Here is a 14192-nt window from a genome sequence, read left to right on the forward strand (position 1 = left end):
ATGGCGAAGCCCGCAGATGCAAGGGATGGCGAGACCATGATGGCTCGATCACAGCAGAACACCTCGCTCCGGCCTCTGGGCCTCGGCGTCGCCCTGGCAGCGGCGCTGCTGGCCGGCGCCTGTGCCGGCAAGCGCGATCTCGCCGAAACCGGGGTGCCCGTGGATGTGCGCGAGCGTCACCCGATCGTGCTGCGCGACGCGCCACGCTCGCTCGATGTCTTCGTCGGACGAGCAGGCGGCGGGCTCGACGATCGACAGGCGGAGGATGTCGCCGAATTCGCCCGCGAATACCGCCGCTCCGGCAAGGGCGGGTTGGTCGCTCAGGTGCCGACGGGCACGCGTCGCGAGCTGGCGGCCCATGACACGCTCAACGGCATCCGCTCGGCGCTGGCCCGTGGTGGCGTCCCCGGCAATGCGCTGTCGGTCACCACTTATCCGGTGGCGGACGCCCATCTCGCCTCTCCCATCCGCCTGACATTCGCTTCGCTCCAGGCCAGGCTCCCGCATGATTGCGGCCAGTGGCCGGCCGATACGGGCGTGTCCAGCTTCAAGAACGACATGTCGAACGGGCCCTACTGGAACTTCGGCTGTTCCAGCCAGGCGACGCTCGCGGCTCAGGTCGCCGATCCGGTCGATCTCGTGCGCTCGCGCAGCGAAGGAAGGCCCGACATCGCCAAGCGAATGGGCGCCATCGCCAAGATCCGCGAAGGCAAGGACCCGTCGACCCAGTACCGGCAGGAAACGCCCCAGATCAACTCCACCGTCGGAGGACGCTGATGAGCGCCGGGCAGGATCAGGACCCACCTGTGACCGGTGCGGCCGACGAGGTGATCGCGCCGCTTCCGCGCGTCACCATCCAGGCCTTCTGCGAGACGCCGGGCGTGGCTGCGACCATGCAGGCCGCCATCGCCGACCGCCGCATGGAGAAGGCGCATGCGCGCATTCAGATGGGCGGGCCCGCCGCCGCGGTCGAAGCCTTCCGCGCCGCCCCGACGCCCAACATCATCGTGCTGGAGACGGTCTCCGATTCCGCCACGCTGGTCGCGCATCTCGATGCGCTGTCGGAGAGCTGCGACGCCGGGACGAAGGTGGTCGTCATCGGCCATGTCAACGACGTCCAGCTCTACCGCGACCTGATCCGCCGCGGCGTCAGCGAATATCTCATTGCGCCCCTGGGCACGCTCGATGTGCTGAAGACGCTGTCGGAGCTCTATGTCGCGCCAGGCGCCCGCAATCTCGGCCGCATCATCGCCGTGATGGGCGCCAAGGGCGGCGTCGGCGCTTCGACGGTCTCGCACAATGTCGCCTGGGCGATCGCCCGCAATCTCGACGCCTCGACCGTCATCGTCGATCTCGACATCGCCTTCGGGACCGCTGGGCTGGACTTCAACCAGGACCCGCCGCAGGGCATCGCGGAAGCGGTCTTCTCGCCCGAGCGCCTCGACGCCAACATGCTCGATCGTCTGCTCTCCCGCTGCAGCGACAATCTCGCTCTGCTGGCCGCGCCGGCGGTGCTCGACCGCACGCTCGACCTGCCGGAGGATGCCTTCGAGCAGCTCTTCGATCTGCTGCGGGCGACGGTTCCCTGCGTCGTGCTCGATGTGCCCCATCTCTGGAGCTCCTGGGCGCGACGGGCGCTGATTCACTCCGACGAGATCGTGGTCGTGGCGGCGCCGGAGCTCGCCTCGCTGCGCAACGCCAAGAACCTGGTCGATTTGGCCAAGGCCAATCGGCCGAACGATTCCGGTCCCAAGCTGGTGCTCAACCAGGTCGGCGTACCCAAGCGTCCCGAGATCGATGCGTCCGAGTTCTCCAAGGCGCTCGGCCTCGATATCCTCGCCACCATCCCCTTCGATGCCCAGCTCTTCGGCACCGCGGCCAATAACGGCCAGATGATCGCCGAAGTTCAGGCGGGCAGCAAGATCGCCGAGGCTTTCGTTCAGATCGCGAGCGGTCTGACCGGCCGCGGTGAGGCCAAGCGCAGCAAGCGAAGCCTATTCGAGCCGATCGTGGCGAAGCTCCGGCGCAAGGCCTGAGCGATGCGGCTTCGGCGGATGACGGCGCTGACCTGCGGACAAGAGGGTTGAGATGTTCGGAAAGCGATCCCCGGGGGGAGCGACCGCGCCGGCCCTGGCGCTGAAGGCGCCAACGGCGGCCGCCCCTGCCTTGCGTCCGGCGGAGCCGGCTGCGCCGCCGGTCGATACACGCCGGGCGGTTCCGCCGCCTGCGCTGGAGCAGCAGCGCTCCGATGAATACTATCAGATGAAGAGCATGATCTTTGGTGCTCTCATCGAGGCCATCGATCTGTCACAGCTCGCCAAGCTGGATGGGGAATCCGCGCGCGAGGAAATTCGCGACATCATCAACGAGATCATCTCGCTGAAGAACGTCGTGCTCTCCATTGCCGAACAGGAAGAGCTGCTCGAGGACATCTGCAACGACGTTCTCGGTTACGGGCCGCTCGAGCCGCTCCTGGCCCGCGACGACATCGCCGACATCATGGTCAATGGCGCGACCCGGACCTTCATCGAAACCGGCGGCAAGATCACGCTCACCAACATCCGCTTCCGCGACAACGCGCAGCTGATGAACATCTGCCAGCGCATCGTCAGCCAGGTCGGTCGCCGCGTCGACGAAAGCTCGCCGATCTGCGACGCGCGCCTCGCCGACGGCTCGCGCGTCAACGTCATCGCGCCGCCGCTGGCGATCGACGGCCCGGCGCTGACCATCCGCAAGTTCAAGAAGGACAAGCTGACGCTCGATCAGCTCGTCAAGTTCGGCGCCATCTCGCCGCCGGGTGCGGAGATCCTCAAGATCATCGGCCGAGTCCGCTGCAACATCGTCATCTCGGGCGGCACGGGCTCGGGCAAGACGACCTTGCTCAACTGCCTGACCAACTACATCGACGAGGACGAGCGCGTCATCACCTGCGAGGACGCCGCCGAGCTCCAGCTCCAGCAGCCCCATGTCGTGCGGCTCGAGACGCGCCCGCCCAATCTCGAGGGTACCGGCGCGGTCACCATGCGCGACCTCGTCAAGAACTGCCTGCGCATGCGTCCCGAGCGGATCATCGTGGGCGAGGTCCGCGGACCGGAGGCCTTCGACCTCCTGCAGGCGATGAACACCGGCCATGACGGTTCGATGGGGACGCTCCACGCCAACACCCCGCGCGAATGCCTCAGCCGTATCGAATCGATGATCACGATGGGCGGCTTTTCGCTGCCCTCGAAGACGCTGCGCGAGATGATCTGCTCCTCGATCGACGTGATCATCCAGGCCCAGCGCCTGCGCGACGGTTCGCGCCGCATCACCCACATCACCGAGGTGATGGGGATGGAGGGTGACGTCATCATCACCCAGGATCTCGTGAACTACGACGTCCTCGGCGAGGACGCCAACGGCAAGCTCATCGGGCGCCACCGCGCGACGGGCATCGGTCGGCCCCGCTTCTGGGATCGGGCTCGCTATTACGGCGAGGAGCAGCGTCTCGCGGCCGCGATCGACGCGCTCGAGCAGGGCGAAGCCAATGCCGCCTGACGCCGCATCCGCCCCGGAGAGACGGCCATGGATCTGAGCGTTCTCGCCGTCGTGGCGCTCGCGACGATTGCCGCCGGCGGCGTCACCTATGCGCTGTTCTATCCGATGCTCAGCGGCGAGGCACGGGCTGAAAAGCGCCGCAAGGAATTTGCCGCGCCCGTCGCCGCGCGCGCCTTCGATCGCGAAGCGCAGGCGCGGGCGAAGCGCGGCCAGATCGCGCAGAGTCTCAAGGAGATCGAGAACCGGGAGAACGCCCGTAACAAGCTGACGCTCGAACAGAAGATCCAGCAAGCCGGTTTGAGCTGGAGCCCAAAGAAGTATTACGTCGTCAGCCTCTTCATGGCGGTCGGCACGGGCTTCGTGCTTTTCCTCCTCAGCGGCAACAGCCTGCTCGGCCTGGCGGGGCTGTTCATCGGCGGGTTCGGGATCCCCCCCTGGTTCCTGAGTCGCTGCCGAGACCGCCGGCTGAAGAAGTTCGGCATCGAGTTCCCCAACGCCATCGACGTCATCACCCGCGGCATTAAGGCGGGCCTTCCGCTCAACGACTGCCTGCGGATCATTGCTACCGAGGCGGCCGAGCCGGTCCGGACCGAATTCCGCCTGATCATCGAAAGCCAGGCGCTGGGCCTACCGCTGACAGAGGCGGTCAGCAAGCTCTACGAGCGCATGCCCTGCGCCGAATCGAACTTTTTCGGCATTGTGCTGGCGATCCAGCAGAAGACCGGCGGCAACCTGTCCGAGACCCTCGGCAACCTATCGAAAGTCATCCGCGAGCGTCGCAAGATGCGCGACAAAATCCAGGCGGTGTCGATGGAGGCCAAGGCCTCCGCGGCGATCATCGCCTGTCTGCCGCCTTCCGTCGCCGGCCTGGTCTACCTGACCACCCCCCGCTACATCGAGCTGCTATGGCTCACCCAGGCGGGAAAATTCGCGCTTGTCGGCTGCGCGATCTGGATGCTGATCGGCATCTTGGTCATGCGCAAGATGATCAACTTCGATATCTAAGGAACGACCGATGATTTCCCTGATCGCGGACAAGGTCGTCGACAGCCAGTTCCTGCTGGCGCTGTTCGCCGCCATTGCCGCCGCCGCGACAGTGCTGACGATCGCGATCCCCCTGACGGAGGGATCGAACCTCCAGAAACGGATGAAGAACGTCGCGACCGAGCGGGAGAAGATCCGGGCCCGCGAGCGCGAGCGCCTCAACCGCCAAGCCGACCGGGTCTCGCTGCGGCAGGAGCCGAAGGCGTTCATGCGGCACATTGTCCAGCAGTTCAAGCTGGGCGATTGGCTGGGCACGGAGACCGCCAAGAACCAGCTCGCCATGGCAGGCTATCGCGGCCAGCAGGCCGAAGTCGCCTTCCTGTTCTTCCGCCTGGTGATGCCGATCGGCCTGTTCCTGTTCACGCTGCTCTATGTGTTCGTGATCAACGACTTCGGCCAGCCGGTGATGCTGCGAATCGGCATGGCGGTCGGCGGCGCCTATCTCGGCATCAAGGCGCCCGAGCTGTTCCTCTCCAACCAGATCGGCAAGCGTCAGGCCTCGATGAAGGCGGCCTTCCCCGATGCGCTTGACCTGCTGCTGATCTGCGTCGAATCGGGCATGTCGATCGAGCACGCCTTCCGCAAGGTCTCGACCGAGATCGGCGGCCAGTCGGTTCCGCTGGCCGAGGAGTTCGCGCTCTGCACGGCGGAGCTGTCCTATCTCTCCGAGCGCCGGCAGGCCTATGAGAACCTCTCGACGCGCACGGGGCTCGAGGGGGTCAAGTCCGTTTGTACCGCGCTGATTCAGGCGGAGCGCTACGGCACGCCGCTGGGGACGGCGCTGCGCACGATCGCCCAGGAAAGCCGCGACCAGCGCATGGTGGCGGCCGAGAAGAAGGCGGCTGCGCTGCCGCCCAAGCTCACCGTGCCGATGATCCTGTTTTTCCTGCCCGTGCTCTTCGTCGTCATCATGATGCCGGCGGCGATCCAGACGATGAAGCTGCAGTAGCGGATTTGAGTGAGGCACGAGGTTCTGCCCCCGGCAGGGCTTTTCAACCCTGTCGGACCCGAGTCCTGGCGGATCGCGACCCAAAACCGGAAAAAACAAGAGCGGGCTTGGCGCCGGTGCGACCGGGCGCCTGAAAGGGCGTGTCGTCAGCCTTGCGGTGGGGGCGTCGGAGCGCCGGCCTGGGCAGGAGCCGGCTTCGCCTTCGGCCTCGCCCCGCCGGTCTTGAGCATTTCCCAGCTGTTCGGCTGGCTCACGCTGCGTTTGAGATAGGCGATGGTCGCTGCCGCTTCCGCGGGGCTCTGGTCCTGCTTCGCCAGCGTCTCGGCCTCCGCGAAGCGGCCCTGCAGGCCGAGCACGAGCACGAGGTTCTGGCGCACCCGCGGGTCGCCACGGCCATTCGAGACCGCCTCGCGCAGGACGCGTTCGGCCTCCGGCAACTGCCGCGAAAGCGCCAGCGACAGGCCGAGATTGGACAACACCGTCGGTTCGCCGGGGGCAATCTTCAAGGCGGCCTGATAGATCTGCTGCGCGCGCTGGTGGTCGCCGAGCTGATCGGCGACGGTGCCCTGGGCGGAGAGGATGCGCCAGTCCGGCCGCTCCGGCGAATGGGCGCGCGACAGCACCTCGTCGGCCTCCTTCAGCCGGCCGTTATCCGCCAGCGAACGGCCATAGGCGCCGAGCAGCTCGCGATCATTGGTATGGGTCAGCACCGCACTCTGGAGCACGGCCAATGCCTGGGCGTTTTGGTCGAGCGCGCGCAGGGCACGGGCATAGTAGAAGGCGGCGTCTCGATCCTTGCGATTGGCTTCGTAGCGCTTGCCCCAGCGCTCGCTTTCGGCATGCCAATCCGAGGGGGTACGGGGCTGCGTCTGGCTGCTGCCGATCGAACCCGTGATGTCGCCGAGGCCGCCCTTGCTCTGGCAGCCGGCCAGAGCCAGCCCGGCGAGGCACAGGGCGAGGCCCAGAACGGGGCGAGAGAGTGTGCGCGCGCGAGCGGGATGCGGCGCCGCGACCTTGGGGACATAAGCTGACAGATGACTGGACAACATGGGTCTCACCGCTCGCCACCATGGCCGATGTGGTCGATCCGGTGATAAAACGTTAACCCTAACGCATCCTTAACCGGCCCCTTTCCGCTCTCTCAGGTATCTTGCGCGTGAACAGCCTCGTTTCCACGGCGTCCTCCGGCGCCATTCCCCTGCATTGCGTCACGAAGGCTGGGCTGCGGACCCTGCTCGCCGATCTCGCCCCGGAGGCCCGCCGTTTCGCCGAAACCCAGGGCTTCGCGGCCCAGCCGGGTCAGCATGTCCTGCTGCCGGATGCGACGGGGGCTGTTGCGGCCGTGCTGCTCGGGGTGGAGGGCCCCGAGGCGCGCCGCCGTGATCCTTTCGCACCCGGCCGACTCGCCGCGCTGCTGCCGGCGGGCGACTACGTCCTGTCGGGTGAGACCGGGGACCCGGAACTGGCGGCGCTAGGCTGGCTGCTGCAGGGCTATCGCTTTGATCGCTACCGCAAGTCCCCACCGCCTGCCGCCCGGCTCGTCCTGCCCGAGGGGGTTGATGGCGCAGAGCTCGTTCGTACCGCCGAAGCGGTCGCTCTGGCGCGCGATCTCGTCAACACCCCGGCCAACGACATGGGACCGGCCGAGATCGAGGCCGCGATCCGCGCCCTGGCGGAGGAAACCGGCGCGGTGGTCACCGCGATCGTGGGGGATGATCTTCTCGCCCGCAATTTCCCGATGATCCACGCCGTCGGCCGCGCGTCCCCGCGGCTGCCGCGTCTGATCGACCTGGTCTGGGGCGATCCCGGCCACCCCCTTGTCACGCTGGTCGGCAAGGGCGTCGCCTTCGATACGGGCGGGCTCGATCTCAAGCCCTCCGCTGGCATGTTGCTGATGAAGAAGGACATGGGCGGCGCCGCCGCGGCCATTGCCGCCGCGCGCATGATCATGCTGGCGAAGCTGCCGGTGCGGCTGCGCCTGCTGGTCCCCGCGGTCGAGAACGCCGTGGCCGGCGCGTCCTTCCGTCCGGGTGATGTGCTGACGAGCCGCAAGGGGCTCAGCGTCGAGATCGGCAACACCGACGCCGAAGGCCGCCTGATCCTGGCCGATGCCCTTGCCCTGGCCGATGAGGAGGCTCCCGAACTCCTGATCGACTTCGCCACGCTGACCGGCGCGGCCCGCACCGCGCTCGGCCCCGAATTGCCGCCCTTCTACACCCATGACGATGGGCTCGCTTCCGAGATCGCCCGGCTGGGGCAGGCGGTGAACGACCCCGTCTGGCGGATGCCGCTCTGGCCGCCCTATGAGCGCATGCTCGACTCGCGCGTGGCCGATCTCAACAACGTCTCCGGCGGCAGTTTCGCCGGTTCGGTCACGGCGGCGCTCTTCCTCAACCGTTTCGTGGAGAAATGCCCATCCTACGCGCATTTCGACATTTACGCCTGGAATCCATCCGCGAAGCCCGGCCGGCCGGAGGGCGGGGAGTGCCAGGCCGCGCGTCTGGTCTATGCGCTGGTCAAGCAGCTGCACCCGCCCGGTTAAGCCTGTCGGCAGAACCCCGTTGCACCGCAGCGAAGGCGAGGTAATGATCCGGCTCCGTAACGATCGCGACGGTTCCGAGACATGCCGCTGGAGATCAGGCCGTCCCAGGCCCTCAGATTGTGGCGCCAGGTCCATCTCGACCTGGTGCGCGACGGCGAATCCGATCTCTCGGCGCGCCAGACGGCGATCCTGCTGACGATCTATCTGGAACTGCCGCCGCATACCGTGCGCGGGCTCGCTGCCCAGCTCGGCGTGACCAAGCCGGTCATCACCAGAGCCCTGGACACGATGGGAAAGCTCGGGCTGGTGACGCGCCGGCGCGACGAGGCCGACCGCCGCAACGTTGTGATCCAGCGCACCGTCGCCGGCGCGCTGGCCGTCGAGCGCCTCGCCGACCGCATCGTCGAGCGCACGCGCGAGATCGGCGCGGCCTGAGCGTTTCCGGCGCCGCACTGCGGCGATAGAGTGTCGCGATGACCGCGATTCTCGACCGCCGCCTGACCCCCGCCCGTCCCGATCTCGCCGCCCGCCACCTGATCGGGCAGGTCGAGGCCCGCGTCTTCGTCGATCCCGAGCCGATGCGCGTGGTCGCGCCGTCGGCGCCGCTGCGGCGCGAGCCGCGGCCGGATGCGCCGCTCGACACCGAAGCGCTCTGTGGCGAGGCGGTCGACGTCTACGAGCGCTTCGAGGGCTGGGCCTGGGTTCAGCTCCGTACGGACGGCTATGTCGGCTACCTGCCGGACGATGCGCTGCGGCCGGATGCGCTCGCGCCCACCCACCGCGTCCGGGCGCTGCGGACCTTCGTCTATCCCGGCCCGTCGATGAAGCTGCCGCCGCTGGCGGCGCTTTCGCTGGGCGCCGGTGTCGCCGTGTCCGGCGAGAGCGGCGAGTTCCTGACGCTGTCGGAATTCGGGCGCTACGCCACCGGCTTCGTCTTCGCGCCGCATCTGGCGGCGCTGGAGACGCCGGAGCCCGACTTCGTCTCCGTGGCCGAGCTTTGCCTGAACGCGCCCTATCTCTGGGGTGGCAAGACCAGCCTCGGCCTCGACTGCTCCGGGCTGACGCAGCTCGCCCTCGCCGCCGCCGGCATCGCCTCGCCCCGCGATTCGGACATGCTGGAGCGCGAGATCGGCGAGCCCGTGCCCTTTGACGAGGGCCTGCAGGGCCTGCGGCGCGGCGACCTCGTCTTCTGGAAGGGCCATGTCGGCATCCTGACCGACCCCGACACATTGCTGCACGCGACCGCCTATTCGATGACGGTGATGAGCGAGCCGCTGCGCGCGGCCCGCGATCGGATCCAGGCCAAGAGCTTCGGCGCGATCACGAGCATCCGGCGGATCGGCTAGCCCAGCCCCTTCAGACGATACAGCGCCTCCAGCGCCTCGCGTGGCGTCATCTCGTCGAGGTCGAGTCCGTCGAGGGCCAGCCGTAGCGGGTCCTCCGCCGGCAGGACGGGCGGCGCGGCCGCGCGGCGCTGGGGCGCCGCGAAGAGCGGCAAATCGTCGACCAGCGAGGCGACCGGCTTCTCCCGCTCGCTCTTCTCCAGTTCGCCGAGGATGGTCCGGGCGCGCTCGACCACGGCGGGGGGCAGCCCGGCGAGCTTGGCGACCTGGATGCCGTAGGAGCGGTCGGCCGCACCCGGCACGACCTCGTGCAGGAAGACGACCTCGCCCTTCCACTCGGTGACGCGGACGGTCGCGTTGCTGACCCGCTCCAGCCGGTCGGCCAGGGCCGTCAGCTCATGGTAATGCGTCGCGAACAGGCCCCGGCAGCGATTGACCTCGTGCAGATGCTCGATCGCGGCCCAGGCGATCGAGAGCCCGTCAAAGGTCGCTGTGCCGCGCCCGATCTCGTCGAGAATGACCAGGGCGCGCGGCCCCGCCTGGTTGAGGATCGCGGCGGTCTCGACCATCTCGACCATGAAGGTCGAGCGCCCGCGGGCGAGGTCGTCGGCGGCGCCGACGCGCGAGAACAGCCGGTCGACGATGCCGATCCGCGCGCTCGTCGCCGGAACGAATGCTCCCATCTGCGCCAGCACCGCGATCAGCGCATTCTGCCGCAGGAAGGTCGATTTACCCGCCATGTTCGGGCCGGTGATCAGGCAGATGCGGCCGCCCTTCGCACCGTCGCCCGGCGGGGAGAGGTCCGTCTCGTTGGCGACGAAGGGCTTGCCGTCGCGCTTCAGCGCCGCCTCGACCACCGGATGCCGGCCGCCTGCGATGGTGAAGGCCTCGCTGGCATCGACCAGGGGCCGGACCCAGCCCTCCCGCGCCGCCAGTTCGGCGAGCCCCGCGGCGACGTCGATTTCCGCGAGCGCCGCCGCCGCGCGCTTGATCGGCTCCACCTGGGCCAGCACCGCCTCGCTGAGCGCGGCGAAGATGCCGAGTTCGAGCTTCAGCGCGCGGTCGGCCGCCGAGGCGATCTTGGCCTCCAGTCCGCCGAGCTCGACGGAGGAGAAGCGCATCGCGTCCGACATGGTCTGGCGGTGCACGAAGATCGCCCGCCACGGCTCCTTCAGGAAATCCTCGCCGACGGCCTGCGGCACCTCGACGAAATAGCCGAGCATGGCGTTGTGCTTGATGCGCAGCGTCCGGCACCCGGTCTCGGCCGCATAGCGCGCCTGCAGCTGCGCGATCACCTTGCGCGAATCGACCTGCAGGAGGCGCAGCTCGTCCAGCGCCGGGTCATGGCCCTCCCGGACGAAGCGCCCGTCGCGCCGGTTGAGCGGCAGTTCCTCGGCCAGCGTCGCGTCCAGCCGCGCCGGCAGGTCGGGGTCGATCTCGGACAGGGCGCGCGAGGCCTTCGACAATTCGGCCGGCAGGGCCGCCCGGTCGAGCAGCATGGCGACGATCGCCCGTGCCGCAGTCAGCCCCGCGCCAAGCGCGGCGAGGTCGCGCGGGCCGCCGCGGTCGAGCGCGAGCCGTGCCAGCGCCCGGGCGATGTCGGGCACGCGGGCGAGCGCGGCCTGGAGGTCCTCGCGCAGCGCGCCGTCGGCCACGAGCGCCGCCACCGCATCATGGCGCGCCGCGATCGCCTGCGGGTCGGTCAGCGGCCCGGCCAGGCGCTCGGCCAGGAGCCGTGCCCCGCCGGGCGTGACCGTGCGGTCGATCGCGGCAAGCAGGCTGCCGCCGCGCTCGCCCGCGAGCGTGCGCGTCAGTTCGAGATTGGCCCGCGTCGCCGCATCGATCAGCATCGTGTCCGAGCCGGTATCGCGCACCGGCGGCGAAAGCGGCGGGCGGGCGCCGAACTGCGTCCGCTCGACATAGGCCAGCGCCGCGCCGGCCGCCGCGATCTCGGCCCGGCTGAAGGCGCCGAAGGCGTCGAGCGTCGCGACCCCGAAGAACTCCCTGAGCCGCCGCTCCGCCGAGGCGGCGTCGAGCCCCTCGCGGGCCAGCGGCGTCACCGGCAGCCCCAGTTCGCGCCAGAAGCCCTGCAGGGCGGGATCGTCATGGATCGCATCGGGACAGACGATCTCGCGCGGCTCGAGCCGCGCGAATTCGATCGCGAGGCGTTCCTGCGGCGCCTCCATCACGCTGAAGCGCCCGGTCGAGATGTCGATCGCGGCGATTCCGTAGAGCGCGCTGGCATCGCCGAGCTTCCGCCGGGCGACGGCGACCAGCAGGCTGGCCCGACCGGGCTCGAGCAGGCGTTCCTCGGTGATGGTGCCGGGCGTGACGAGGCGCACCACGTCGCGCCGCACCACGGATTTCGGCCCGCGCTTCTTGGCTTCCGCCGGATCCTCGATCTGCTCGCAGACGGCGACGCGGTGCCCGGCCGCGATCAGCCGCTGCAGATAGTCGTCGGCGCGCTCGACGGGCACGCCGCACATCGGGATGTCGTCGCCCTGATGCTTGCCGCGCTTGGTCAGCACGATGCCGAGCGTCCGCGACGCGATCTCGGCATCCGTAAAGAACAGCTCGTAGAAATCGCCCATCCGGTAGAACAGCAGGCAGTCCGGATTGGCGGCCTTGATCTCGATGTACTGCGCCATCATCGGCGTGACGCGTGCGCTCTCGTCCCGGCCGCCGGCGGCGGGCGTCATGGCGGCCGAAGGCCTTTTGGCCTCGTCGGCGAGGGAAGCGCTGGATGGGAGCATCGCGCGAAACGCTAGCGTTTCGGCCCCGACTTGCAACCCATCCGCGGCCGGGCAAGGGACGCGGCCCGGTTTTTGATGTGGATGCGGCGCTTCCGCGACCGCGCCGCAACAAGGTTCAGGATTCGTTAGCAGCAAACACAGTAGAAGAAGCCGTGCCGATCTCAGCCGCAGCAGGCAAGGCGATATGCTACTGGAACTGACCAGGGGTCTGGGTTACCTCATCGTGGCGGCTGTGCTGGTGCCGCTTGCGACGCAGCGGCTCGGCAGCCATCACCGGCTCAGACAGGCCATCATCGGCTTGATCATCGCCGCCGGCGGCAGTGCCAGCATGTTCGATCCCATCGTGGTCGAGCCCGGCATCCTGCTGGATTTCCGCAACATCGCCGCGGTGCTGGCGGGCCCGCTCGGCGGGCCGATCGGCGCGGTCGTGACGGCGGCCGTGCTGGCGGCGGTCCGTGTCTATATCGGCGGGGCGGGCACGGCGGCGGGTGTCGTCGGCCTCGTCCTGTGCGCGACGATCGGTCTGGGTGTTTCGCTCTGGCTCAGGCGTTCGGGCCGAAGCTTCACGATGGCGGGCTTCGTCGCGCTGAGCCTCGTCGCGGCATGGATGCCGATCGCGATGATCCTGGTCTTCGCCGAATTCCCGCGCGCCTGGGACCTCATGAGGGCGATTTCCGGTCCGGCGGCGACGGCGGTGAATGTCGCGGGCGGGCTGCTGATTGGCTTCATCATCAAGAGCGACCATCAGCGCATCGAGGCGATGCTGCGGCTGGAGGCCTGCACCGCCAACATGCCCGGCGTCCTCTACCAGAAGATCCTGCGGCCGGACGGCACGATCCAGCACAAGCTCGCCAATTCCAAGATCGAGCAGTTTCTCGACGTCACGCGCGAGGAGGTCGAGCGCGATCCGGAAAGCTGGCTGCGCTGGATGGTGCCGGAGGATCGCGAGTTCCTGGCCAAGGCCAACGCCGCCGCCGCTGCCGACCGCACGCTCAAGCCCTGGCGTTTCGAGGCACGCCATATCCGGGATGACGGCTCGCTGATCTGGCTGCGCACGGATGCCGCGCCGCGCCGCCTGCCGGACGGCTCGATCTGCTGGGACGGGATCATGACCGACGTCACCGCCGAGCGCACCCTGGCGCAGCAGCGCCACGAGATGGACGAGGACCGCAAGGCCGCCGTCGAGGAACTCGCCGCCCAGCTCGAGGCGAAGGTCGGAAAAGCCCTCCAGGAGGTCGCCTCTTCGGTCCGAGGCATGCACGATGCGGCCAATGCCATGGCCGGCAGCGCCCATAACACCGCCCTGCGCGCGGGCGAAGTGACCCGCGAGGCCGAACTCGCCTCGCGCCGCGTCGGCAGCGTCGCCGTGGCGGCCGAAGAGATCGAGGCCTCGATCCGCGAGCTGACCCGGCAGACCGCCCACGCCGACGAGATGGTGCGCGGCGCCGCCAGCTATGTCCGCACCACCCGGCAGGACGTGGCCGGCCTGGGCGCGGCGGCCGACAAGGTCAGCTCCGTCCTCGACTTCATCGAGGACATCGCGGCCCGCACCAATCTTCTCGCCCTCAACGCCACCATCGAGGCGGCCCGTGCCGGAGCGGCCGGGCGCGGCTTCGCCGTCGTCGCGGGCGAGGTCAAGAACCTCGCCGAGCAGACCCAGAAGGCGACGCGCGACATCGCCGCGACGCTGCAGGACATCCGTGGGGCCGCCGCCACGGCCTCCGACGCCGTCGCTCAAATCGAAGGCACGATGACGGCGATCGAACAGACTTCGGGCGCCATCGCGGGGGTTGTCAGCCGCCAGGCCGACATCGCGACCTCGATCACCATCGATGCACAGGCCGTGGCCGGCAGCACCAGCGCGGTCACCTCAAGCGTCGGATCCGTCGCTGCGGAGGTCTCCGTCACCGGGGATGCGGCCGAGCGCGTGCTCGACGTCGCGCGTCGGGTGGACGACCAGACGGCCTCGCTCGACCGCTATGTCGGCGAGTTCGTCGGCAGCCTGCGCCGCCGCCTCTAGCGGA

The 14192-nt window shown here is 68.8% G+C and carries 11 protein-coding genes; 9 read left to right on the forward strand and 2 right to left on the reverse strand.

The window, feature by feature from the left end:
• Genes ACFPN9_RS16735 through ACFPN9_RS16755 form a run of 5 tightly spaced genes read left to right on the forward strand, consistent with a single transcriptional unit; the run spans position 1 to position 5530 of the window.
• Positions 1-777, forward strand: a complete 777-nt coding sequence (locus ACFPN9_RS16735) for a CpaD family pilus assembly protein (protein ID WP_082733070.1) — start codon at positions 1-3, stop codon at positions 775-777.
• Positions 777-2036 carry a CpaE/TadZ family protein gene (locus ACFPN9_RS16740; protein WP_066719355.1) on the forward strand — a complete coding sequence of 420 codons (1260 nt, stop codon included), beginning with the start codon at positions 777-779 and terminating at the stop codon, positions 2034-2036. The genes ACFPN9_RS16735 and ACFPN9_RS16740 overlap by 1 nt, the downstream gene beginning before the upstream one ends.
• 52 nt (positions 2037-2088) lie before the next feature.
• Positions 2089-3537 (forward strand): CpaF family protein, encoded by a 1449-nt coding sequence (locus ACFPN9_RS16745; protein ID WP_066719357.1) that lies wholly within the window; start codon positions 2089-2091, stop codon positions 3535-3537.
• A gap of 27 nt (positions 3538-3564) precedes the next feature.
• A complete protein-coding gene (locus ACFPN9_RS16750) occupies positions 3565-4542 on the forward strand; it encodes a type II secretion system F family protein (protein WP_066719358.1) in 978 nt (325 codons plus the stop codon).
• Between the two features lie 10 nt (positions 4543-4552).
• Positions 4553-5530, forward strand: a complete 978-nt coding sequence (locus ACFPN9_RS16755) for a type II secretion system F family protein (RefSeq protein WP_066734872.1) — start codon at positions 4553-4555, stop codon at positions 5528-5530.
• A gap of 146 nt (positions 5531-5676) precedes the next feature.
• Here the strand turns inward: ACFPN9_RS16755 and ACFPN9_RS16760 are convergent, their stop codons facing one another.
• The gene (locus tag ACFPN9_RS16760) at positions 5677-6579 is read right to left on the reverse strand and encodes a tetratricopeptide repeat protein (protein ID WP_156446493.1); all 903 of its coding nucleotides are present in this window, start codon (positions 6577-6579) and stop codon (positions 5677-5679) included.
• A 107-nt stretch (positions 6580-6686) separates the two neighbouring features.
• Here ACFPN9_RS16760 and ACFPN9_RS16765 point away from each other — a divergent pair, with 107 nt between their 5' ends.
• The 3 genes from ACFPN9_RS16765 (at position 6687) to ACFPN9_RS16775 (ending at position 9418) form a co-directional block, all read left to right on the forward strand.
• Positions 6687-8072 (forward strand): leucyl aminopeptidase family protein, encoded by a 1386-nt coding sequence (locus tag ACFPN9_RS16765; protein WP_066719361.1) that lies wholly within the window; start codon positions 6687-6689, stop codon positions 8070-8072.
• Positions 8073-8153: 81 nt separating this feature from the next.
• Positions 8154-8507: a MarR family transcriptional regulator gene (locus tag ACFPN9_RS16770; protein ID WP_066734874.1), complete on the forward strand. Its 354-nt coding sequence runs from the start codon at positions 8154-8156 to the stop codon at positions 8505-8507.
• 38 nt (positions 8508-8545) lie between these two features.
• Complete coding sequence (locus ACFPN9_RS16775; RefSeq protein WP_066718173.1) at positions 8546-9418, forward strand: C40 family peptidase; 873 nt, start codon at positions 8546-8548, stop codon at positions 9416-9418.
• Here ACFPN9_RS16775 and mutS read toward each other — a convergent pair.
• Positions 9415-12168: a DNA mismatch repair protein MutS gene (mutS, locus tag ACFPN9_RS16780; protein ID WP_066718176.1), complete on the reverse strand. Its 2754-nt coding sequence runs from the start codon at positions 12166-12168 to the stop codon at positions 9415-9417. The genes ACFPN9_RS16775 and mutS overlap by 4 nt on opposite strands.
• A 184-nt stretch (positions 12169-12352) precedes the next feature.
• Here mutS and ACFPN9_RS16785 point away from each other — a divergent pair, with 184 nt between their 5' ends.
• Positions 12353-14188, forward strand: coding sequence for a methyl-accepting chemotaxis protein (locus tag ACFPN9_RS16785; protein ID WP_066718179.1), 1836 nt, complete (start codon positions 12353-12355; stop codon positions 14186-14188).
• The last annotated feature ends 4 nt before the right edge of the window (positions 14189-14192 follow it).

Source organism: Allobosea massiliensis (assembly GCF_042655245.1).
GTDB classification, from domain to species: Bacteria; Pseudomonadota; Alphaproteobacteria; order Rhizobiales; family Beijerinckiaceae; genus Allobosea; species Allobosea massiliensis.

Coding starts and splice junctions, on each gene's coding strand:
- ACFPN9_RS16735 (WP_082733070.1), top strand. CDS start 1: ATGGCGAAGCCCGCAGATGCAAGGGATGGCGAGACCATGATGGCTCGA.
- ACFPN9_RS16740 (WP_066719355.1), top strand. CDS start 777: ATGAGCGCCGGGCAGGATCAGGACCCACCTGTGACCGGTGCGGCCGAC.
- ACFPN9_RS16745 (WP_066719357.1), top strand. CDS start 2,089: ATGTTCGGAAAGCGATCCCCGGGGGGAGCGACCGCGCCGGCCCTGGCG.
- ACFPN9_RS16750 (WP_066719358.1), top strand. CDS start 3,565: ATGGATCTGAGCGTTCTCGCCGTCGTGGCGCTCGCGACGATTGCCGCC.
- ACFPN9_RS16755 (WP_066734872.1), top strand. CDS start 4,553: ATGATTTCCCTGATCGCGGACAAGGTCGTCGACAGCCAGTTCCTGCTG.
- ACFPN9_RS16760 (WP_156446493.1), bottom strand. CDS start 6,579: ATGTTGTCCAGTCATCTGTCAGCTTATGTCCCCAAGGTCGCGGCGCCG.
- ACFPN9_RS16770 (WP_066734874.1), top strand. CDS start 8,154: ATGCCGCTGGAGATCAGGCCGTCCCAGGCCCTCAGATTGTGGCGCCAG.
- ACFPN9_RS16775 (WP_066718173.1), top strand. CDS start 8,546: ATGACCGCGATTCTCGACCGCCGCCTGACCCCCGCCCGTCCCGATCTC.
- mutS (WP_066718176.1), bottom strand. CDS start 12,168: ATGCTCCCATCCAGCGCTTCCCTCGCCGACGAGGCCAAAAGGCCTTCG.
- ACFPN9_RS16785 (WP_066718179.1), top strand. CDS start 12,353: ATGCTACTGGAACTGACCAGGGGTCTGGGTTACCTCATCGTGGCGGCT.